The organism is Parabacteroides sp. PF5-9 (assembly GCF_029893105.1).
Lineage (GTDB): Bacteria > Bacteroidota > Bacteroidia > Bacteroidales > Tannerellaceae > JARXWG01.
In genome coordinates, this window is sequence record NZ_JARXWG010000004.1 from 132,861 (window position 1) to 156,335 (window position 23,475).

Genomic DNA, 23,475 nt, shown 5'->3' on the forward strand with positions numbered 1-23,475 from the left:
AAACCATCACGCCGCTATCGGTTTATTTGAGCCATCCTGTCCACTTTTTTGTTAGAGGTACCTCTAAATGATTTTAGACGTACCTCTAAACAGATTTAGACGTACCTCTAAATTGTTTTAGACGTACCTCTAACAGAAAACGGAGGTAGGTGTAACAAAAAAACAGACAGCATAATGTTGTTATATCCTTAGGATGAGGGAGAAAAGAGGATGTATGCTTTTGGAAACCAAGTGGAAGAATAGCGAGTGCACAAGAATTCGATTTTGAAAATAGGGTGTTTTTTACACATGTTGAAGCTTGTTCGTTATATTGGACTCGCATTAAAATTGTACTTTTGTATCTATTAGAATAGGTCATGTGCTCTGAAAAAAGAACAATAACACTCACAAACGTTGTGCCTCGATTCGCTGAAATGCGTTTTAAAGAAGCACCGAGTTGGACGATCAAAGAAGGCGAACAATGGGCTGTTGTAGGACCCAATGGTGCTGGGAAAACACTTTTAGCCGACATTTTACAAAAAAAACTCGCATTAAAAGAGGGAAGTGTTTGTTTGGGATCCGAAGGTAAAATCAGTGAACAGATAAAAAATATCACCTTTAAAGATATTTATTCGTTAACAGATTGCCGGAATGCCTATTATCAGCAACGCTGGCATTCAACGGAAATCGATCAGATCCCTACTGTTGAAGAACTGCTTTCGGAAGAACTGTCCGGAAAAGAGCAAAAAGAGCTTCTAACGCTTTTTCATGTAACGGATCTTTTACCTAAAAAGGTGATCTTCTTATCTAGTGGCGAATTGAGAAAGTTTTTCATCGTGCGTACATTATTATATAAGCCGAAGATCTTAATACTCGACAATCCGTTTATCGGACTCGACAGTGCCTCAAGGATTGTTTTGAAGGCGTTATTGCAACAGATCGTTTTATTGAAAGAACTACAACTGATCCTTTTGGTATCTGATCCGCAAGATATTCCTGAGATGATAACGGATGTTCTGCCGGTTATCGAAAGGCGATGTATGGCTCCGATGAAACGGGATGATTTTTTGGCAGATAAAAGACTGATTTCAACATTATTCCCTTTTGACTCCACTGCGGTAGATGAACTTCCACTTCCTGTCAGCCCTCTCAAAGAGGTTTCCACGCATCAAGTGACATTTCGTATGGAAAATGTATCCATCAGATATGGCGATAGAACCATTCTGGATCGACTCAGCTGGGAAGTTCGCAACGGTGAGAAATGGGCTTTATCGGGTCCGAACGGCTCGGGCAAGTCGACACTGTTAAGCCTGATTTATGCCGACAATCCGCAAGCATATGCTAATACTTTATCTCTTTTTGATCGGAAAAGAGGTACGGGAGAAAGTATCTGGGAAATCAAAAAACGAATAGGATATATCTCTCCGGAAATGCATCTTTACTACAAAGAAAATGTGCCGGCGATTCGGATTGTCGGCTCCGGTTTTTTCGACTCGATCGGTTTACATCGAAAATGCAGTAAGGAGCAGGAGTTTATTGCCTTGCAATGGATGGATCTCTTTGGCATAACTCACCTGAAAGAGCGTCTGTTTCTTACACTCTCTTCCGGAGAACAGCGATTGGTATTACTGGCCAGGGTTTTTGTTAAAAACCCCGACCTGATCATTCTCGATGAACCGCTTCACGGATTAGATCTTAGTAATAAGAAAAAAGTAACCGCTATCATTGAACAGTTTTGCAACCGCCCGGGCAAAACGTTGATTTACGTCACCCATTATCCGCAGGAATTATCGGCTTGTGTCAACAATTCTTTTGAATTAAAAGGCTCTTCGTAACAACGATTGCTAAGAACACTTTATTTTTTTATGCATTTCAATAGTTAAAATTGAAGATCCGAATCTTCACTGTCGAGATCTTCGAAGCTGTCGAGATCTTCGACCGAATGGTCGGGACTCGCTATTTTTCCTTTTTGTTTAGACGCATGTAATTTCCCGGCACGAATGGCTAAATTCTTCTTCACGCGATAGATCTGTGCGTTCATGGCATGAATAAAAGGTAAAAAGTCTTCTGCGCCACCTTCAGAAACACTTGCCACCAAGGCTTGCGCATTTACCATATCAATAATTTGCCGATAAACTTCATCCATCTCCTTTCGCACCAGACGTGAGTTCTCTTTTTTATTATTACTGCGGTCTGTAATACGCTCCTGCATCAGTGTAATCACTTTCCTGTTCTCTTCACTTAATGCATTTAATTGATCTCCCAATCCCAGGCTAGTTATATATCCGATATAAGGTGCTTCTAATAAGTCATTGACCATATTTGTGATATATGTGCTTTTTTTATCTAAACTCATGATGGTTACATTACCATAATTGTCTAATAGCGTTCTGACTAATTTGGCTTTTGACTTCTTCTGTTCATCATTATTATATAATAAACCATTTATGACAGTACTTAATCCTTTGAATAGATTAGTTCTGTTTATATTAGCTTGATTGATCTTATCTGTTAAGCCACTCTTGCGGTGTACAATAATAGCATGATCTAATCGTATAAGAATCTGTTCGAATTTTTGAAACAACGGTACGATTTTAAGTTTTTCTGGAGTTTCTAGTTTAATTCGGTTATATACATTTGTCATGAACTGGAAGTATTCTCCATTTGACATACTGGGTAATTTAAAAATCTTAATCTGTTCCATATACCTGTAGTTGTTCTATAAAAATTGTTGTGGATGCTCTATTATAGAATAAAATGTTTACAAACATAAATACTATTATATAGATGTGGTAATGTTTATCGTTAAGATATCTTAATATTTATATTAAATAGAAAAATTTATATAGATACACTTAAGCGTATTTATATATGTATATCGAAAATTAAAAACCTTTAAAGCAATTTATAGCATTATGTATAAAATAGTCAATCACTACTCAGGTGTATATTTATTGGATTAAAGAAATGACATATGAATATTACAGTATAACTCTATTGAAAAATAAATTTTCAAAACCCTATAAGGAATAATTCTTTTAAGTGAATGAACCAATAATACCTTTAGTATACAATATGTTTTTATTTTTCATAGAAAATCTCCTAAAGGAGAAGCTGTTCATCCACAAATACCTATCTATAGTGATGTTCTTCTATCGTAAAAAGCGCTACATTTGTTCTTAAAATCAGGTTTAACGTTAAAACGATAAATATGGAACACCATCATGATCATCATCACGAAATCAGTTCCTTGAACAAAGCGTTTATCATAGGGATCAGTCTAAATTTACTTTTCGTTTTTGCTGAGTTCGGAGCCGGATTTTGGTTTAACTCTTTAGGTTTACTTTCTGATGCGGGGCACAATCTGGGTGATGTAGCCAGTTTGGTTCTGGCCATGTTGGCTTTCCGATTAGCCAAAGTTCATCCCACCTCAAAATTCACCTATGGGTATAAAAAGAGCACCGTGTTGGTCTCTTTACTGAATGCCATTATCCTCTTAGTGGCGGTTGGAATTATTATTGGTGAGAGTATAGACAAACTCCTCCATCCCCAGCCGATCGAAGGAGAGGCCGTCGCATGGGTCGCAGGTATTGGGGTTGTTATTAACGCTTTTACAGCTTGGCTTTTCCTAAAAGACAAAGACAAGGATTTGAATGTAAAAGGCGCTTATCTGCATATGGCTGCCGATGCGTTGGTGTCAATCGGGGTTGTTTTTTCGGGAATCATCATTATGTATACAGGATGGTATATTATCGATCCGATTATTGGCATTGTCATTGCGGTGGTCATTGTGGTGTCGACATGGGGATTGCTTCGCGACAGCATACGCCTATCTCTGGATGGAGTACCAATAGGAACGGATATCGAAAAGATTGAAGCTGAAATTGCCCGGGTCTCCGGAGTAAAAAACGTACACCATTTGCACATCTGGGCGCTTAGTACGACAGAAACTGCATTGACAGCACATATAAGAATAGAAGATACTTCGCAAATGGAGAAGATCAAACAAGAGATCAAAAACCGTTTGTTAAATGTCGGAATACAACACGCCACGCTGGAATTTGAAACAAGTTATGTTGTTTGTGAGCAGCTGCATTGTGAGAACGATTAGATAACACCCGTTATATGAAACCTCGATTGCTAATTGATGTACCTGAAGGGCAGACGGACGTACTGCTTCATACCTGTTGTGCGCCCTGCTCCGCTGCAATTATTGAATGTCTGTTGGAAAACGGGATTCGTCCGGTTATTTTTTATTTCAACCCGAACATATTCCCTTTGGAGGAATATGAGATTCGGAAGGCAGAATGTACACGTTATGCGCAATCATTCGGATTAACCATTATCGACAGAGATTATGATCATTCAGCCTGGAGCAATCAGATACAAGGGCTGGAGCAAGAGCCGGAAAGAGGAAGACGTTGCCAGCAATGTTTCAATATGCGCTTAATGGAGACCGCCCGTTATGGTGCAGAAAACAATATTGCTGTATTTACGACTACCCTGGCTTCTTCGCGTTGGAAAAACCTGGAACAGATCAATCAAGCCGGCAATCGAGCTGCCAAACATTATCCTTCGACAATCTTCTGGGAGCAAAACTGGCGAAAAGGGGGATTAAGCGAAAGGCGAAAAGAACTGTTACAGGAATATGGTTTTTACAATCAACGTTATTGCGGCTGTGAGTTCAGCCTACGCAACAGCAAATGAAACAATCTATTCCCTCATCTTGTTCTTTATATAAAACTTATGGAACAAAATATATTCATCCCATTATTACTCACGCTCTTTGCCGGTTTGGCTACCGGGATTGGCAGTTTAATCGCTTTTTTTGCCCAAAGAACGAATAAGCGTTTTCTCTCCTTCTCACTCGGACTGTCTGCCGGTGTGATGATTTATGTCTCTTTTGTGGAGTTATTCAGTCAGTCGCAAGAGATATTGACTGCCGCATTGGGACTGAAAGAAGGGATGGGTGTAACCGTCTTTTTTTTCTTTTTGGGTATCTTATTAATAGGTATTATCGACCGCCTCGTGCCATCGTTCGAGAATCCGCATGAGATCCGGTCGGTCGAAAGCATGAAAAATCCGCCTCCCCAGAAGACCAAGCTGATGCGGATGGGAGTCATGACAGCTTTAGCAATTGGCATTCATAATTTCCCGGAGGGAATTGCCACGTTTGTTGCGGCCGTAGAGAGTCCGACACTGGGTATTGCCATCGCTACGGCAATTGCCATACATAATATCCCTGAAGGGATAGCTGTATCTGTCCCCATCTATTATGCGACAGGTGATCGAAAAAAAGCCTTTAAGCTCTCTCTGCTTTCCGGACTGGCGGAGCCGATAGGAGCGCTCTTGGCTTATCTGGTATTAATGCCTTTCATGTCGCCTATTGTGATGGGATGTGTCTTTGCTGCTGTTGCCGGCATCATGGTCTTTATCTCTCTGGATGAATTACTTCCCGCTGCACGCGAATACGGCGAGCATCATATCTCCATATACGGCCTTGTTGCGGGTATGGCGATCATGGCTATTAGCCTTATTTTGCTGGCATAAGTGTTCCTTATATTGTCAAAAACTCGCTGCGATCTGAAAGATAAATGTTCGTGGAGGTGCCACATCCATTGGGCGAAGAGTGTATTCAGTATTCAATACATTATTAATCATTGCCTGAAAGGTGAGTTGTTTGGAGAGTTTGAATCCCATACGCAGATCCATTGTGAAATACCCGTCATTGTTTTTTGTCCAGTAGTTGTGTAGATCGCCAAAAAGCATGCTACGCATGTAATCCATCAAATCCTGCTGTGGTTTGTCGCGTTCGTCTACCATAAAATAATCCACAGCGAGGGTTTTACTTTTCCAGGTCATATTTGCACCGACACTAAATCGTTTCCATTCAAAATCAACTATCCCTTTGATGGTATGTTTCTGGCGGTATTTAAGGTATTTATTGTTATTCGATTTCGATTTCATAGCCAATAGATCGTTATTGGCATCTTCCTTTGCATTCAGTTCGTCAATATCCATATCCCGGGGTTCGGTATAGACATAACCGAGATTGAACGTAAACCGAGTGTCGGGATTAAAGTCGTATATCCCATTCGCCGAGAGATCTACACCATAAATCTCTGCCCGTCCGACATTGGTGAACTGCGCTCCGATCCCTATCCCATTTCCGCTTGTAATCATCCGGATGAGATCCGGCAAACTTTCCATATAGTCAAAGGTCTGCTTATCAAACAAACCGAAACGAAATTCGATCATATCTTTATACCGTGTATAGAAAACAGCACCGTCCAGAAAACCTTTCAGGTTTCCGATTTGATATCCTTGTTTGATACCGAGTTCGGCATTATACCCTCTTTCTGCTTTTAGATTGTGATTCGGAAAAGCGCCGACTCCTCCGATATCTTTGAGGATATATTTTTCGGTGACAGACGGGTAGCGGTATCCTTGTCCGATAGAGGCGCGGAGGTAGCTGTATTCGGCCAGTTCATAATTGAGCCCACCCCGAAAAACAGGCTTGAATGGTGCATCAATGCCAAAAATCGATGTTTCCGCTTCCCGGTAATTATCATTGATACGGTAATACTCCAAGCGCATCCCGGCAGAGACATTCAACTTATCAAAGAATTTATGATCGTATTGTGCAAACAGGGCGATATTATCACTGTTGTGCACACCGGTCACATTCGAATTGGCATGAATATGTTCATACGTTGCTCCGGTGGTGATCCGGGAGTGGTCAAAGTTTTTTGTAAACTGATAATCCAGATAATAGGAGGTCGTCTTATCCGTACCCGGATTTTCTTTCTCTTTAGGAGTCATTGAATTGATTAGCCAGGGGAGAACATCATCGCTACTCGTCGGCAGAGGTGTATTTCCCATAACCCAGGATATCAGATCCATATAATCGGCAGAGGTGGCTGAAGGAAAGAAACGGTTGCCCAATTGTTTGACCTCATTCATCAATCCATTGACATCTCCATTCAATACTTCAGGCAAATGGGGGACGACTAAAGGCAATAATTCACTTTGCCAGTTTGTGACAAGATCGGTTATTTCCGGGATGGAGTTGTAATCGAATCCCATATTGTTGGCTATATCGACAATGGATTTATTGGTAGGGGTGGATACAATCTGATTTCCCTGATGGTAAATCCGGCTTTTAAACCGGTGTGTTGTTCTTTTCTCCTCATTGGTGTAGTTGAGAAAAGGGTCGATAAAAAAGTTATTGGCCTGACGACCCATATTAGCCAATGGCGATTGTTTATAGGGTTCATCTGCCGATCGCCAGATGAAAAAACCGGCATAATCATTCGATAGGAAATTGGCGTTCAACCCATAGTTCAACCCATGTACCCTGGGGTCGTGGTAAGTGATATTGCCATTGATCCGAAAACGTTTGGTGTAATTCCCAGACCTGTACCCTTCGTCCGTAAAATAGTTAATCCCGGCAGAGACATCGAGATCGTTGATGCGTCGTGTATGTGATAACTCTACATTATTATATATAGGATTACGGATACCGGATAATATGTTTCGACGGAACAGGCCTTCAACCGGGTATTTCCCATCTTTCCAGAAGCTGCGATCCCACCAGATATAATCGCTATTCTCCGGATTGCCATAGATGCCCAGAGAGGTGGTGATGCGCGTCACCGGTTCAAGTCCCGGACGTTTGGTTCTGACATTGATCAACCCGTTCAATGCGGAAGAGCCATAGAGCACGGAAGAGGCGCCTTTGATCACTTCAATCTGTTCAGCATTTTCCATCGGAACAACATTCCAGTTAATTTCGCCGGAGCCGGGAGTGAGTACCGACATACCGTCGACCATAATCAGACTACGGCTTCCTACCCCATACGTCCAGCCGCTTCCTCCGCGTATAGAGGGTTGACGGTCGGTGATATCTACACCTGAAACCTTTGCCAGTGCCCCACTGAGGTCTGTCACCATCTGTTTGTTGATATCGCTTGGTTTCAACAGTTCCATAGAAACCGTGATATCGCTCAGTTTCTGTTCGTAACGCCCTACGCTGACCACTACCTCATCCATCAGGTTGGTCTGCTGTTTTAAGTAGATATTGAATGATCGATGTTGATTTTGTGCCACCGCAAATGGGATGGTCTGGGTTTGGTAGCCGAGAAAACTGAAGGTGAGTGTCACCTCTTCGTTGGGAACGGCTAATTCATAAAACCCGTTTGCGTCGGAGACTGTGCCGTGCATACCGGATGGATTCTTGTAATAGACATTTACGCCGGGAAGTATTTCTTGAGTTGATTCATCGTAAATGTAGCCTGTGATGTTTTGCCCCGACAAATGAGTTGTCAATAAAAGGAACAAACCGATTATCCTGTAAACGCTCCTCATATACGGTTGTTTTTAGTTACTAAAACAAATGATATTAAAGACTTAAACCTTAACAAATATAGAATATTCCTGAATACATTCAAGGATCAGTTTTTAAATAAACCAATTACGGATATAAACAGACCAGTTGATTATTGTGCCAAAGAGAAACGGATACTAACACCATAACTGGAGTTGGTCGTAGGGAAAGTGGTTGCCGAAATCAATGGCTCATTGATCTGAAGATCATAAAACGCCCGTAAGGTCAATGCCCGGCTGACCCCGTAATCGGCAGAGAATTGCAATGTTTTTGCTATGTTCCCACTTGTGGCATTGGTGAGTTGGTCTTCTATCTTACGAATAAGTGATTGCATTTTGCGGTAAGAGAGATCAAACCGGATGGTCAGGTCGTTACTGAAATTCTGCGTCGGCTTCATTCCCAACATCTTATTGAATTCCGCCACCTTGTATCCAACCCCCAGAATCACTTCATTCGAAAGGGCTTCGACTATCTGATACGAGGTAACATTCAGACTCAGATTGCGGCTTTTTCTGTATTCTACCCGGGCTGTCATATTATTGAGCAGTGTGGCATCTACTCCGAACAACGGTGTAAACGACTCATTTAGATTGACAGAAGTGATATTATAAGGAGAAGAGGCCACCGGATTACCGTTTAACACATCTCTGATAAAGCCTAAATCATCTTCTCCATCAATGCCGGTCCAATTGGAATAGGCAGAGTAAGACCCAACATTATAGGTACACCGATACTGGTGTGATAACATAAAACTCTTGAAGTATTTTTTAATTGGCTCCAGCTTCATCAACCCATCGTAAGTGATTCGCCAGTTAGGCAATAAACTTGTGATGGAAGGGAAAGGAGAGAGGCTTATTCCATCAGCGCTTTTCCCCGTATATGCCGCAAGGAAAGCCGGGATTAACACATCGGCCGAATTTGCACTTACCGCATCTCCTTTGGTGGGATCAAAAAAGCCGCCTCCATCAGGGAGTGCTTTTCCTGTATATTGACTTTCAACTCTTTTGGCAATTGTATTTCTATATTCGACGAATTTTTCAAACGGTTTTGATTTGTATCCATTATTGGCATTACCGGAAGAGGAGAATGCTGTTCTGATGGCAACCGTAGTCATGGTAAAATTACCTCCTCTTCGTTCCGGCATATCCTCATACATGAAATCGACTTCCGTATTCTGTGTCTCTACCCGGTTGGCATCCAGATCGATTTTTAATCCGGCTATCGGTTCCAGATTGGCTCGGATATTCAGATTAGTGGCATGGTTGATCATTGCCGGGGTAATATTATTCTCACTGATAACAAGCCATTGGCGCTCTTTGGCTCTGTCGATATAATCGCGGTCTACAGCCCCAAAGGCAAAACCGAGTCCGGGTGCCATATTACCTCCGTTGCGTTGGCCGAATACATCACCGATTTCAGGTCGGAAATTGGGAAGCATCATACCGTCGCTTACCGAATATTGCACACTTATCCGACGAAGCATCATCAAGAAGCGGCTACTATATTCAGCAACGCTTAACAAAGTGCCTTCCAAAGCCGGAGGTCCTGGTACCAAGGTCAATTTCAGTTTGACGGAATCCTGGTTCAACACCCGGATTTCATTGTAATTGATCGCCTTAAACTTAACCGGATACGACTTTCCTTCTTCAGTACGTGCCGTTACACGAAGTTTTTTGGTAAGCATATCGTGACGGATGACGGTTCCGCTATCCGGATTAAGCTGAATATCTTTTTCGATCTTAATATTTTTGGTCTGCTGCCTCCTGTTGGTCGCTTGTCGACTGGTAGACGAATACTTCTGATTGACATTTTTTAGAAATTTATTTTTATTGTACAGCCCTTGCATATTAAAAACACCTTGTACGTCAATCAGACGTTGATTGGTGATCGTATTTCCGATTTCATATTCTTCCGTTCCGGTATAGGAACCTCTATCCCAGTTGTACATCGCATTGTAAGCCACCGAACTATTGACCCAATCCAATATCGGGATATATTGTAATGGAAGATTCAGTGTCGCCAAGAAAGTCTGATCGTATTTCATAGGTGTACCCAGATCACGGATACTCTGTTTGACGGAATCTTTCCATAACTGGTAACCATCGGCATTCAACTTCTTATTGACCTGCGTATACGGTTCTTCGATACGGGCATTTGTCCCTGAAGTGAAACTCATACTCAGGTTATTTGTCAGATTCCAGTTCAATTTGAATGCACGATCCCAGGTCCAATTCTGGGTGAATGTCGCAGGAATATTATTTTCGCCGGTGACATTGGTGAGGTCGCGCAACTGCTGTTCGGAATAGTTTCTGTCCATTGCCGTCTGAAAGCTGATATTTGTCGGGACATAATTCAGGTTGAACTGACGGATGTATCTGGTATATCCATTATTTGTTTTGATGTTGGCAAACGGAGCGAATGGTTTGACATAAGGGGTATAACTATACCCGAAGTTCGCCTGGTAATTCTTTGTCGTTTCATATTCGGTCTCCGGATTACGTCGGGTATCCATTCTGTATGCATAACCGAATGAGAAGTTCGCCGGATCATAGGGCATCGGATTTTTGCTCTTGATGTTTACCCTGACGTTGCTTAAAGCGATGCTTTTCGACACCGTATGATCTTGTGCATGCTTTTTAATAGAATCTTTTTCCGCTTTTGTCTCCACCGCATCTAAGGCGTCCGACAATTTAATATCCTGATCCAACGGATTGTATTTAGGATCGACAATCTCTTTCGAATAGGAATAATGCAATGGGATACTGACTTGTGCCTTTTCCGGGAAGAATTTACCCAACTCAATACTGGTTGCCACATTGTACTGCTTGTAATCCTCCATACGACGCTCGGTCAATGACTGATCGAGTCCTCCGAAGCCGGATGTTTCCATACGTCCTGAGAAATTGACTGTTCCCAGATCGGAGAGTGCGATATTCAAATTGGCGTTAGCCGCCCAGCCACCCTCTTCATTGAAATCGGTCAATCGCAATTCGTTCACCCATACTTCTACGGTCTTAATCTCTTTGGAGTTGTTACGTATGCCGATCATAATTGTTTTGACCTCCGACAGTGTCGGGTTCCCTATGATACTGATTTTATTACGTGTATTACCGGGATCATACTCCGAATACACTTTCTGATAATCGACTCCTACCTCTCCGTTTCTTTTGGCTTTATTACGGCTTAGTTTCAAATTGGTCAACACCTCTAATTTGAAATCCAATAGATTGCTGTCCGGCCATACCGTGCGTTGGTCTTCTATCCGATCAGAATCATACTGAACAGAGGCTGTTTTGAGGTGTGGTGTCATAATCAACGGCACCTCATATTCGTAATAATTGTTTTTATAATCGGATCCTAACCGCAGGAAAACGGAGAAATCACCATCGGCGACACTCGACTCTTCACCGATAGGAGCCTCGGCGTGTGTGAACAGTTGTAACTGTTTATATTGACGTAAGTCGTAACTGGTGTTTTTATAAACCGCTCTTGCATCCTGAGGAGAGAGGTCGATCACTTTCAATGATAAAGCCTGTTCGTTTTCCTGACGCAATTGTGGCTGACTGGGATCCAACATCCGGGAGATGCCCGGGGGGAGGATGTAGTTCACAGGACGGCGATCGCCATTCTCTTCGATATTTACGGTAGAGACATTAAATGTTGGCGTACTTTTTGGAGGAACCGACGGGTTATAAAGTGCTTGCTCATAAGTTCTCCACTCCCCGCGAACGAGTTCAAAGGAGCCAAAACGCAAAACAGCAGGCTCTTTAAAGTCGGTCATATACATCCGGATAAAACTAATTGTTTTAAAATCACGGATCTTACCTACGGCTCGATCATATTTTTTGATCGGGATTTTAAATAGGTACCAATGAACCGAATCGGAAGTGTCGTCCATTAGTCTTGGTTTTGCTCCGCGGATATCGACAATATGGTTTTTACCGATTTCCATATCCTGTTTCCGTAGAGAGACCTTATATTCAAAATATTTTTCCGTTTCGTTTAAGGTGTTATCCTGATTGAGGTCTTCGACGTCGGGAACTGTTTTTGCCGCGCTATTGTACCGTCCGGTAGATTCGCGGGAGTTACCTTCCGTTCCGTTGTAATGTTTGTAACGTGTCAGGATATCTGCTTCAATGGCATCATAATAATCACTCCGGAAGTACATATAGTTGTCTCCCGCCGGGTCATTGATCGGAGAGAAAGGGTTGTTTTGCATTTGCGCTTGTACTTCTCCGGATATTTTGGAGATTAAATTATCAACATACTCTTTATAGGTAGAGAATCTTTTTTCCTGATCGCTCGAAAGTCCGTTCAGCCCAACATCCTGTATTTCCCGGGCACCGGTACTATTGTCAAAAGCATAGACCGTACTGGCCTCTTTTGGCACGTAGCCCCATACGGTAGAATCTATTTTCGACAGCTCCCCATCTATAGGTAATCCATTTTCAAAAAATTTCTTTTCGTCCTTCAAGATATCTTCAGAGATCTCTCCCAGATTGAAATACAAATCACCTCCTTGCAGATCAGGATTGACAAGGAAAGGATCCATCATCCAGAATTCGATAAACTCGATATTAGCCGTTTCAAAATCACTCTGGTCGATTTTGCGCATCATTCCTCCCCACCGTTTTTCCGGATTCTGTAAAGTTCCGTCCGGGTTGACACCCTCTGCATCGAGGTTGTAAGGTCCTCGCTCATTCGGATAGTAAGCCACATTTAATATCGGCAACATGGAAGATTCATTCATGCCCTGATCTCTGTAGGGATAGAGTTCCTGTACCTGAACAGCACGGACGGCATGTTTCGACAGATCTTCTTTAGTAATATGTCCCGGCTTCTGATTGGAATTCCGGCGTGTAAAAATACCGTCGATATAATACCATGCGAGTAATGCACGATTCATACCATACGTGATATCATTGGTTCGGGTTGCTTCTTCAAAGAGTGGGCGTTCATCATGGGAAGGAGTACTGGCCAATGTCCATGAGTAAGGCAATTGAAGATTAAAACCACTTTGGCTTGACTCGAAATCGTCCAAGTAAGAATACCCTCCGGTGTTTTTATTTTCATAATGTCCGGCAATCAAATGTGCAAATTCGGCATTGAATGCGACCTGACTGGGACGTGTTAATGTTAATAATGGGATTTTATCCAACATATTAGTCAGCCATTGACTTTCGGTTTTATAGGCCACATTTAATCCCCAGAGTGTATTTTTGATCGACTCGTCGCCCATCGTGGTTTTTACAGTGAGCGGCATTTCAGACATATGCATAATGGTTGCTCCTAAACTGAAATCCTTAGAGAAGTCGTAGTTCAGATCGAGTCCCATCATCGTCTTTCGCTGCATGCTATACATCGACTGGTTTTCCAGGGAGACTTGTACCGATTGGCCACCGGCAATCACGCTCTCATTTAAAATGGTCACTATACCGGAAGTGTAATCAACCGTATAATCGACATTCTCCGTCAATGTCACTCCACCGGCAGTCACCACCACCGACCCCCGGGCGACATTCATTGCTCCCAGCTGTATTTCCGAGCCGGAAGATGCTTTATACTCTCCACGCAGGATAAACTTATTTTTCTCAGCGATCTGTCGGGCAATAGTAAGGGTCGAGTCATATAACTCCTGAAAAACAAATTTGTCGGCAATACTCTTATTCCCTATTTTATCTGCCAGGTGCGAACCGAAAGGTTCTACAACAGGAAAAATAACTTTTCCATTCTCTGTCAGAATCGTGAATCCCTCTACAAAGTCGTAAACCCCGTCCGGATAAGGTTCATTATTCGTATTGAGACGATCGAGGTTCATCACACGCAACAACAATTGATTCTCTTTTTCGTCAATGGTCACATTAGGTAGATAGTTTAAATAAACACCTGTCGTATCACTCTGATAAAGAATATTCAGGCGGAATTTATCTTTTTGTACCGAATAGGCACCTAAGGAGTATACGTTTTTCATCATTAAATCCCAGAAAGGCATACCGGGTGATAATGATTTCCCTTTCAATAGCTTTACAAACAGGCTATTAGTGGTTTTGTCTGAAACATTATCCGTAGAGAACTCACCCACCTGGAAGACTTCGCCGCTACTCCCGTATTTATATTCGAACGCAACAGCCAACACCTCATCGGGCTGTAGTTGTGTGCGTAAGGAGATATATCCCAACTGGCTGTTTAGGGTATACTCTGAATCGTCCAATCGGCGAGCGCTTTCAATTTTCTCGTATTCACGTCCGCCTTCAAGAACTCCTCCTATGGTTTGCGTCACCTGGTTGATATCCCGAATCGCGCTGTAGTTGGTCGCTAACGTGTTGTATAATGTATTAGCTCCGTTACTGGGGATCGTTTTATTGGTAGGCGTCGCCATTCCCGAATTGCTGATATGACTTCTATTCTCTTCGCCTAAATCGGTAAAAGCGACAATATTCCGAGCCTGATCGAAGCTACTGCGTTTATTGGTAATCCATACTTCAACGCGGTTGATGGTGATCGAGGATTTGATATAGGGCAGACTTCCCAAAGCATTATCATAGTTGTCACGGAAATAATGCGACAGGAAGAAATGGCGATTTTCGTCGTACTGGTCGGCGGTAATTTCAAATGATTTTGTTTGAACGCCTCCCTTGGAATTTACGGTTTGCGACTGTGATTCTTGTTGGGCAAACAAGGTATTCACCCGGAGTTTACCAAACTGCAGATCGGCTTTAATACCAAACAACGCTGCTCCACCCCGGATCAGGGAATTACGTGTTGTCATGCTGACATTTCCCGCTTCGATCGATTTGATAATTTCATCTTCATCTCCCCGGTAGGCCAGTTTCAGTTTTTTCGAGTCAAAATCAAAAGTCGTTTGCGTATTGTAGTTCATATCGAAATTGACTTTCGAACCGACAGTTGCCTGCACATTCAACTGCACATTTTCGTCAAAATTGAAAAAAGTTCGGCTTCGCATACGTTCCGGCAGTGCCGGATCTTTGGTGGTGTTGCGTTTGAGTCCCATCGTTATTTCGGCCGAGCCCTGTGTACGTACCCGTACCCCTCCCGGACCAAAAATACGTTCTGCGGCACCAATGCCAAACTGCATATCCAATAGATTGAAGCCGTCTTCGGCCGAACGTTGGAACTCCTCTTCGTTTTTCTGCCGGAAATAGGAACGTAGTGATTCTTGTAGGCTATAATCCTGATATTCTTCAGGGGTCAATGATATAGGTGTGCCAAACTCCATATCGCCGATTTTTGTGCGTATGATATATGTTCCGGTGTTCAGATCATATTCGATATTTCTTTTGAGGTTTTCAGGATCACGTAGGTCGGCTGGCAATTGGGATTGTCTGAGAAAATCTTCATAGTTCTCCGGAACCGTTTTAGCAACAGGGTAACGGGAAGGAATGGTATCCTGTGGAGGAAGAGTCAGGCTGGTTTCCGGTGCAGAGACTATCTGTAATAGATAACCGGCATGAAGTGAATAGATGCCAGTCCCTAACAAAAACAAACATGTCCAGACAATATATTTTCGTCTTCTTACCTTCATTTAATACTCAATTGCCTATTTTGCGGATTTGATTTTCAATCATTAAAGAATTCTAAGCGCCGATTTTATCACCTGCTCCACCGCCAGATTGGGTGTATTCTTCTGAATAGAAGCTACCGCCTTTTGGGAGGCTGCTTTAGGGAATCCTAACATCACAAGCGCCGCGACAGCCTCTTCCGATACAGCCGTGCTTCCGCCTGAAACAGATGATGTGGCAGCCATAGCCTCCATGGGTTTGACCTTATTCCGAAGATCGACCAATATGCGTTGTGCTGTTTTTAAACCGATACCTTTAACTGTGGTCAGTGCAATCTCATCCTTTGTTGCAATCACCTGAATAAGTTCCTCAGGAGGAAGGGAGGATAGGATCATTCTTGCCGTATTCGGTCCTACTCCGGAGACAGAGGTTAATAATAGAAAAAGTTCACGTTCGGCTTTCTCTGCAAAACCAAACAATAGATGAGCATCTTCGCGGATCACCTCATACACATAGATTTTACCGGATTGTTTTCCCTGAAAAGCACTATAGGTATTCAGTGAAATATGGAGTGCATAGCCGATGCCACCACATTCCATAATCATTTGTGCAGGTGTTAATTCAGCGATTTCACCCTTGATGTATTCAATCATTTATCACTAAAATTAGTAATTCGTACCTATTATAACGTAGAATTAGGCAAAAGCGTATATCCAAACGAAAGAAAGTTGTTTATTCTGCTGCTTCTATCCACGAATAAGCTGATAGCCGAAGAATAATCTGTCTCCTCCCTCCGGTTGTTTGGGAAAGTCAGTAGATCTATTTCTATACCATCCAATAGAAATCTCTGTTTTTGTGATGCAAATCCCACAAAAAGGTGTTATAAACGATGGACTTATTTGCTCTGATCGTTTTCGTCTTTCCATTTATTCCGCATTTTCATCCGTTTGATTTGAAGAAAGCGCAAAAGGATGATTACGACCAACGTAACGCCAATTACCAGAAAATAGTTTGTAAAACTGCGATTCGGGTCATTCCCCGGCCAACCAATCACACTCATCACAATTAAGTAGAGCGATAAAGCGAGCGTTGTAATATTTACCTTTTTCATATTATTGATTGCTAATATGATGCAAAGATATAGCTTTCGTCTGATCTTTATTGGGTTTGAATCAGTTTGTGTTGTGCCCGATAAAGACCTGCTTCTATATGTATCAGATAAATCCCGGGTAAATAATTCAAAGAGATTGTAGAGACTCCTGCCGGAACAAACTGATCCAGCCATTTCCGACCATTCATATCAGTCATAGAAACACGACCTGCTGATACGAGATTCAGATAGAGAATCTTTCCTTCGATATAACTTTCCCGGTCTTTTTCTGCAGGAATTAGCGTAGAGATGTCTGTTGACCGAGGTTCTGCCATCAAAGTATGTAAAGGAGGGAAGGATGGAAGTAGTTGGTGAGTTGCAGCTAATGGAGTTGAGTTTAGAATAAGTGTTGTTGCTTTTGAGGTTTTTATAAAAAAAGGGGCGAAAGGAGGAAGCGCATATGAACTTCCGATAGGATATCCGATATATTCGGATCCATTATAGATATAAATGTGTCCATCCAAATCCATATTTGGTGTGATCTGATCCAGCAGCAGAGGAGCAGATAAAGGGTTTCCGCATAAATACCAACCGTCGTGCTCTCCGTCTCCTCCGTGATCGACAGTTATAGGCAGAGAGACCGCTTTACCAAAATCAACAGGAATCTGTTCGGCGGGAATGGCTAAACGCAAACTATTGTAGTCGGCCTGACGATCCAAAGCCAGAAGATATCCTTTGTGTTTTTCAAACAGCGGTTTGTTGTCTTGCTTCATTGAAGTAGAGATTACTCCCCAGTTGCCGGTTGCACGTCGTCGGACAGCACGTCTCTCTCCATTATATGTTTGCATATAAAAAAAGTTTCCACTTGTTGTTGTTTGGTTGTCTCCTAATTCAAAACGTTGGTCGATCGCTTCAGGATACACATCAAAAGGAAAAGAGAGAAAATACCATTTTCCTTTTTCGGGGATAGGTATATTTACGATAAGACTATCTTTTATATGTAAATCACCTTGTGCGATTAATGAAATATCCGGGTTGCAGATATACAATCGGTTAACTGTTAAATCGTTCTCTTTATGAACAACTATTTCTCCATTCCCCAGATAAAGTTCGTGACTGTGAATATCCATATCGACCTCTACGCGACCTTTTACCAATGAAGTGCCATTTGGGTGAGGTAATGTTTCTTGCCAGAATGTCTCTTCATCCCATTGGTGGTCTTTGTCAAACAGTAAAAACAGAGGAACTTCACGGGTGGCGTATATGCTGTCAAAGGCATAAAAGCCGGAGGTTTCGCTCTTGGTACCTTGAATATTTAATTGGATGTTTTGGGGATTAATAAAAGACGGGCGATCTTCCTCAATATAAATATAAGGAGTAGAATATAACTCGTCTTCCTTCTGTTCTTTATAATGAGCGGTATACCCATTTTTTTCCGGTATCAACCAAGGCTTTTTAACTATCGGTTTATTTTTTCGATAAGCAGACACCAATAAATTCTCTCCTTTTTTCAATTGGTAGGCGGCATAAGGTGCATAAATACGAATTTTTGTAAAATTATTATCAGGTATATCAGTCATGATCAGTTCACTTCCCGGATAGAGTTTCAACGATAGCCCTTCAGAAGCGTTCTTTATCCCTGCTGTTGTAGCGTCAAAAACGGCTGTTGACCCTTTTGTCGTATACGGCCAGGAGTCAGTTGATGTGTTATTAAACGTTTGCAATAAAAAGGTATCACGAAAAGTTCGTCCGCTGTTTTCATGGATAAAATCATTCCATAGTGAAGTATCAAAAGACTGTCCCTGGATAGGCAAATCACAACAAAACAATATAGACAGGAGGGTAATCGCCATTCGATTTATTCTTTTCATAGTCAATATGGTTAAAGTGTTATTCTATGTTCAAATATACATAAATAGTTGATATAACCTATCTTAAAGGTGTAAATTTTGCCCAAAAGTGACTAAATAACGTGAGTTCATATAAAGATTTATCTTTATATCGCGTTCACATCGCCTGAAGTCTGTTATTTTATTGCTAAAAACAGTATATTTATGACAGAAATAAACAAAAGTACACGTTCTATTGACTCGTACTTTGATGATTTTTGCTCAAACAGGAGGCTTTTTCCTCTATTTTTATCAAAATGGTGCTGATGTTTGCCAATTTCTTCTGCATCTCTCGCTGAGTTTATCTAAATGATTTAAAAAATGGTGCAGATCATTTTGGAGAAACATCTAAATAGTTCTACTCAGTCATGCAGATGATTTTTTAAGGGCTTGGAAATAGCCGTAAAAACAGCCGATTTTCCGGTTTTTTTTCTCCAGAATGGTGATTTTTACAGACCCGTAAAAATAGATAAGAGGAAATGATAATCAACCGTTCTTGCGAAAATAAACCTCGGATCCGTGCGTTTTTTTCGAACAAACCTGTAGTTGCCTCCAAATAGTAAACTCTCGAAGGGGGTAAAATAACAATTTGTTAAAACTGACAGATTGTAAATTCAACTCGAACTCTTCGGCCAATACACGCCAAATCGGAATTCAATCGATAAATGTATTGAATCGCTGTTTTTTAGATCCCCATTTTCATTTAAAATGGCGTATTCTTTTATGCGACTCGCTTATAAATCACATATTTTTATCTAAGTTTGTAGTATGAAAGATTTCGTTATATCGCAAACACAAACAGAAAAAGCGGTTCTTGTTGGACTCATTACGCCCCAACAAAACGAGCAACGTATCGAAGAATATTTGGATGAACTGGACTTCCTGGCAGAAACAGCAGGTGTACAGTCTATTAAACGTTTTACGCAGAAATTGGATTATCCTCATCCGGTTACATTTGTCGGATCGGGTAAACTGCAACAGATCAAAGAATATGTTGTTGAAAATGAGGTTGGTCTGGTTATTTTCGATGATGAATTATCGCCTAAACAGATCCGGAACATAGAAAAAGAGTTACAAGTTCGTATCATGGATCGTACCAGCCTGATTCTGGACATCTTTGCCTTACGCGCACAGACGGCTCATGCCAAAACACAGGTGGAGTTAGCTCAATACAAATATATGCTTCCGCGCCTGACCCGCCTATGGACGCACCTTGAACGTCAACGAGGAGGGGTCATGATGCGTGGGCCGGGTGAAACACAGTTGGAGACCGATAAACGTATCATTCAGGATAAAATAGCCAAGCTGAAACAAGATCTGGTGGAGATCGACAAACAAAAAAGCGTACAACGCAAGAACAGAGGTAAAATGGTTCGGGTGGCGTTGGTGGGATATACCAATGTCGGAAAATCGACCCTGATGAATCTGTTAAGTAAAAGTGAAGTATTCGCGGAGAACAAGTTGTTTGCCACGTTGGATACCACTGTTCGCAAGGTGATTGTCGATAATCTCCCTTTTTTATTATCCGACACCGTCGGTTTTATCCGTAAACTCCCGACCGAATTGGTCGAGTCGTTCAAGTCTACTTTGGACGAGGTGCGTGAAGCAGACCTCTTGGTACATATCGTCGATATATCTCATCCGGCTTTTGAAGAGCAAATAGAAGTAGTCAATAAAACTTTAGCAGATATAGACAAAACAGAGAAGCCGATGATCATGGTCTTCAATAAAATCGATGCATTTACGTTTATTCCTAAAGAGGAGGATGATCTGACTCCGCGCACACGGGAGAATATCGATCTGGACGAATTGAAGCAGACCTGGATGAACCGATTGCAGGAAAATGTGATCTTTATCTCAGCAAAAGAACGTACAAATGTCGAGGCCTTGAAATCACTCTTATACGAGCGTGTGAAGCAGATCCATATCACCCGTTTTCCTTACAATGATTTTCTCTTTCAACGGTACGATGAAGAATAACTAAAAATTAACATGATGAATAATGTCAGAAATCTGCGTCCACAAGAAATTGAAGTATTAAAGGCGCAATTTTGTCATGCAGATTATTGGGAGAATGTTTGGGTTCCTGAACAGTTTGAAACAGCGCACGTACACCATGTTCGTTTTTCAGGAAATGTCACATTAGGTGTTTTCGAAAAAGAATTTACATTACAAGGCGGCTTAAAAAAACATAGTGGATTAAGACATGTTACACTCCACAACTGTGTTGTCGGTCATAATGTGTTGATTGAGAACGTTCAAAATTACATCGCGAATTACACCATTGGACAAGACGCCTTTATCCAGAATATCAACAGTCTGCTGGTTGATGGCCAATCGTCGTTCGGCAATAATACATCCGTATCGGTACTGAATGAGACCGGAGGGCGGGAGGTACCAATCTATAATGGTTTATCTGCCTCATTGGCCTACATTATCGCTTTGTACCGCCATCGCCCCGAGTTGATTAAACGGCTGCAACATCTTATTGCTGATTATGCGGCCACGCTGACATCCGACCAAGGAGTCATTGGAGAAGGGGTGAAAATCATTAATGCAGGAACTATCCGAAATGTACATATCGGTTCTTTTACTACGATAGAAAATAGCACCCGCCTGGAAAATGGTACCATTAACAGCAATAAGGAAGCACCTGTCTATATTGGCGATAGTGTGATTGCACAAGATTTTATTCTCTCTTCAGGAGCAGTTGTTGCTGATGCCGCAAAAATAATCCGCTGTTTTGTGGGGCAGGCTTGCCATATTACCCATAACTTCTCTGCGCACGATTCGTTGTTATTCAGCAATTGTGCCTTTGAAAACGGCGAAGCATGTGCCATTTTTGCCGGTCCCTTTACGGTTTCCATGCATAAAAGCAGCCTATTGATCTCCGGGATGTTCTCTTTTCTCAATGCCGGTAGCGGTTCGAATCAGAGCAACCATATGTATAAACTGGGACCTATTCATCAAGGAATTGTGGAACGCGGGTCGAAAACGACCAGTGACTCTTACATCTTATGGCCGGCCCGGATAGGAGCTTTCTCTCTGGTGATGGGACGCCATTATCATCATAGTGATACCTCTGATATTCCCTTTTCATACCTGATTGAAAATAATGACGAAACATGCCTGGTTCCCGGAGTAAATCTCCGTAGCGTCGGAACGATCCGTGATGCCCAGAAATGGCCTAAACGTGATAAACGAACCGACTCTAATCGTTTGGATTGTATCAATTACAATCTGTTAAGCCCCTATACAATACGCAAGATGATAAAGGCTACGGATATCCTCCGGAATTTGCAAGAACTGGCGGGAAAAACCTCAGAGGTCTATTATTATCAAAATGCACGTATCAAAAGTTCTTCTTTACAAAAAGGGTTGTGTTTGTACGAAAAGGCTATCAATAAATTCTTGGGAAATTCACTCATTAAGCGACTCGAGGAGACTGCTTTTCGTTCGATCGACGAAGTCAGACAACAACTTCTTCCGACAGTTCCGGAAGGTGAAGGCGAATGGCTTGATTTGTCCGGATTAATAGTCCCTAAGCAAAGCTTGGATCGACTGCTTACCGCTATTGAAAACGGAGATATAACTTCGCTGGCCGAAATTGACAATTTTTTCCATACGATGCACTCTCAGTACTATCAGCAGGAATGGACCTGGGCCTACCGACAGATTGAATCCTGGTATAAAATCGACCTTCAAAACATTGAGAAAGAAAAAATCATTGAATTAGTCAATATCTGGAAAGAGTCGGTCATAACCTTAGACGAACTTCTGTATGAAGATGCCAGTAAAGAATTCTCCCTGACATCAATGACAGGCTTCGGCGTCGATGGATCCAATCAGGAAAAACGACAAGACTTTGAAGGTGTCCGTGGTGATTTTGAGAATAACACATTTGTCACTGCTGTAAAAGAACATATCGTCAACAAACGGGCATTAGGTGATGAACTGATCGGACGTTTGCAAAAGATCACAAACTGAATAGATACAGATGGATCCAATAGCGTTGATTTCCAAATATTACCAGCCTGATTCGGAGACATACCGGATACTGGTCGCACATAGTCGGAGTGTCGCTGAAAAGGCATTAGCCATAGCCCGGCTTCACCCTGAAATGGGGATGGATCTATCCTTTATTGAAGAAGCGGCTATGTTGCACGATATAGGGATTTATCGGTGTCATGCCCCTTCTATCGGTTGCTTTGGCAGTTATGCGTATATCTGTCATGGCTATTTGGGTGCTGACCTGTTGCGTCAGGAAGGATTTTCGCAGCATGCTTTAGTCTGTGAACGACATACGGGTACAGGCATTTCATTACAAATGATAGAAGAACAGCAATTGCCTTTGCCTTGTCGGGATATGCAGCCGATCTCTTTGGAAGAGCAATTAATCTGTTTTGCTGATAAATTTTATAGTAAAACAAAATTAGATAAAGAGAAATCAATAGATAAAGTAATCCGGGGGCTTGCCAGGTATGGCGATGAAACTGTCGACCGCTTCAATGGGTGGTGTAAACTCTTTTTAGGGGAATAAAGGCGTGAGGGCTCACAGATTTATTATACATTTGCGACAAATTAATTGACAATGAGTTGTTGATAACGAAT

General features: G+C 41.9%; 13 protein-coding genes. 7 read left to right on the forward strand and 6 right to left on the reverse strand.

Annotated features, from left to right (window positions below; translation table 11 throughout):
* The first annotated feature begins 356 nt into the window (after positions 1–356).
* Complete coding sequence (locus M2135_RS03790) at positions 357–1,814, forward strand: ATP-binding cassette domain-containing protein (RefSeq protein WP_280747271.1); 1,458 nt, start codon at positions 357–359, stop codon at positions 1,812–1,814.
* A gap of 44 nt (positions 1,815–1,858) precedes the next feature.
* Here the strand turns inward: M2135_RS03790 and M2135_RS03795 are convergent, their stop codons facing one another.
* Positions 1,859–2,683, reverse strand: coding sequence for a DUF6261 family protein (locus M2135_RS03795; RefSeq protein WP_280747272.1), 825 nt, complete (start codon positions 2,681–2,683; stop codon positions 1,859–1,861).
* Positions 2,684–3,190: 507 nt separating this feature from the next.
* Between M2135_RS03795 and M2135_RS03800 the strand changes: the two genes are divergently transcribed.
* From M2135_RS03800 to zupT, 3 genes are read left to right on the forward strand one after another with little or no spacing between them, the layout of a single operon-like run.
* Positions 3,191–4,090, forward strand: coding sequence for a cation diffusion facilitator family transporter (locus tag M2135_RS03800; protein ID WP_280747273.1), 900 nt, complete (start codon positions 3,191–3,193; stop codon positions 4,088–4,090).
* A 14-nt stretch (positions 4,091–4,104) separates the two neighbouring features.
* Positions 4,105–4,686 (forward strand): epoxyqueuosine reductase QueH, encoded by a 582-nt coding sequence (locus M2135_RS03805; protein WP_280747274.1) that lies wholly within the window; start codon positions 4,105–4,107, stop codon positions 4,684–4,686.
* Between the two features lie 39 nt (positions 4,687–4,725).
* The gene (gene zupT, locus M2135_RS03810; protein ID WP_280747275.1) at positions 4,726–5,529 is read left to right on the forward strand and encodes a zinc transporter ZupT; all 804 of its coding nucleotides are present in this window, start codon (positions 4,726–4,728) and stop codon (positions 5,527–5,529) included.
* Between the two features lie 15 nt (positions 5,530–5,544).
* On the opposite strand, the gene M2135_RS03815 is transcribed toward zupT, so the two are convergent.
* The 5 genes from M2135_RS03815 to M2135_RS03835 all read right to left on the reverse strand — a co-directional run bounded on the left by M2135_RS03815 (position 5,545) and on the right by M2135_RS03835 (position 18,846).
* Positions 5,545–8,346: a TonB-dependent receptor gene (locus tag M2135_RS03815; protein WP_280747276.1), complete on the reverse strand. Its 2,802-nt coding sequence runs from the start codon at positions 8,344–8,346 to the stop codon at positions 5,545–5,547.
* A gap of 131 nt (positions 8,347–8,477) precedes the next feature.
* The gene (gene sprA / locus M2135_RS03820; RefSeq protein ID WP_280747277.1) at positions 8,478–15,908 is read right to left on the reverse strand and encodes a cell surface protein SprA; all 7,431 of its coding nucleotides are present in this window, start codon (positions 15,906–15,908) and stop codon (positions 8,478–8,480) included.
* 42 nt (positions 15,909–15,950) lie between these two features.
* Positions 15,951–16,538 carry a Holliday junction branch migration protein RuvA gene (gene ruvA / locus M2135_RS03825; RefSeq protein WP_280747278.1) on the reverse strand — a complete coding sequence of 196 codons (588 nt, stop codon included), beginning with the start codon at positions 16,536–16,538 and terminating at the stop codon, positions 15,951–15,953.
* A 242-nt stretch (positions 16,539–16,780) separates the two neighbouring features.
* Positions 16,781–16,996, reverse strand: a complete 216-nt coding sequence (locus tag M2135_RS03830) for a hypothetical protein (protein WP_280747279.1) — start codon at positions 16,994–16,996, stop codon at positions 16,781–16,783.
* 47 nt (positions 16,997–17,043) lie between these two features.
* Positions 17,044–18,846 carry a T9SS type A sorting domain-containing protein gene (locus M2135_RS03835; protein ID WP_280747280.1) on the reverse strand — a complete coding sequence of 601 codons (1,803 nt, stop codon included), beginning with the start codon at positions 18,844–18,846 and terminating at the stop codon, positions 17,044–17,046.
* A 786-nt stretch (positions 18,847–19,632) separates the two neighbouring features.
* Here M2135_RS03835 and hflX point away from each other — a divergent pair.
* From hflX to M2135_RS03850, 3 genes are read left to right on the forward strand one after another with little or no spacing between them, the layout of a single operon-like run.
* Entirely contained in the window at positions 19,633–20,844 is a 1,212-nt protein-coding gene (gene hflX, locus M2135_RS03840) for a GTPase HflX (protein ID WP_280747281.1), read from the forward strand.
* Between the two features lie 15 nt (positions 20,845–20,859).
* A complete protein-coding gene (locus tag M2135_RS03845) occupies positions 20,860–22,851 on the forward strand; it encodes a DUF4954 family protein (protein WP_280747282.1) in 1,992 nt (663 codons plus the stop codon).
* 10 nt (positions 22,852–22,861) lie between these two features.
* Positions 22,862–23,404 (forward strand): HDIG domain-containing metalloprotein, encoded by a 543-nt coding sequence (locus M2135_RS03850; RefSeq protein ID WP_280747283.1) that lies wholly within the window; start codon positions 22,862–22,864, stop codon positions 23,402–23,404.
* The last annotated feature ends 71 nt before the right edge of the window (positions 23,405–23,475 follow it).

Excerpts from the sequence above, each read along its gene's own strand:
- M2135_RS03790 (WP_280747271.1), top strand. The coding sequence starts at position 357 with ATGTGCTCTGAAAAAAGAACAATAACACTCACAAACGTTGTGCCTCGA.
- M2135_RS03795 (WP_280747272.1), bottom strand. The coding sequence starts at position 2,683 with ATGGAACAGATTAAGATTTTTAAATTACCCAGTATGTCAAATGGAGAA.
- M2135_RS03800 (WP_280747273.1), top strand. The coding sequence starts at position 3,191 with ATGGAACACCATCATGATCATCATCACGAAATCAGTTCCTTGAACAAA.
- M2135_RS03805 (WP_280747274.1), top strand. The coding sequence starts at position 4,105 with ATGAAACCTCGATTGCTAATTGATGTACCTGAAGGGCAGACGGACGTA.
- zupT (WP_280747275.1), top strand. The coding sequence starts at position 4,726 with ATGGAACAAAATATATTCATCCCATTATTACTCACGCTCTTTGCCGGT.
- M2135_RS03815 (WP_280747276.1), bottom strand. The coding sequence starts at position 8,346 with ATGAGGAGCGTTTACAGGATAATCGGTTTGTTCCTTTTATTGACAACT.
- sprA (WP_280747277.1), bottom strand. The coding sequence starts at position 15,908 with ATGAAGGTAAGAAGACGAAAATATATTGTCTGGACATGTTTGTTTTTG.
- ruvA (WP_280747278.1), bottom strand. The coding sequence starts at position 16,538 with ATGATTGAATACATCAAGGGTGAAATCGCTGAATTAACACCTGCACAA.
- M2135_RS03830 (WP_280747279.1), bottom strand. The coding sequence starts at position 16,996 with ATGAAAAAGGTAAATATTACAACGCTCGCTTTATCGCTCTACTTAATT.
- M2135_RS03835 (WP_280747280.1), bottom strand. The coding sequence starts at position 18,846 with ATGAAAAGAATAAATCGAATGGCGATTACCCTCCTGTCTATATTGTTT.
- hflX (WP_280747281.1), top strand. The coding sequence starts at position 19,633 with ATGAAAGATTTCGTTATATCGCAAACACAAACAGAAAAAGCGGTTCTT.
- M2135_RS03845 (WP_280747282.1), top strand. The coding sequence starts at position 20,860 with ATGAATAATGTCAGAAATCTGCGTCCACAAGAAATTGAAGTATTAAAG.
- M2135_RS03850 (WP_280747283.1), top strand. The coding sequence starts at position 22,862 with ATGGATCCAATAGCGTTGATTTCCAAATATTACCAGCCTGATTCGGAG.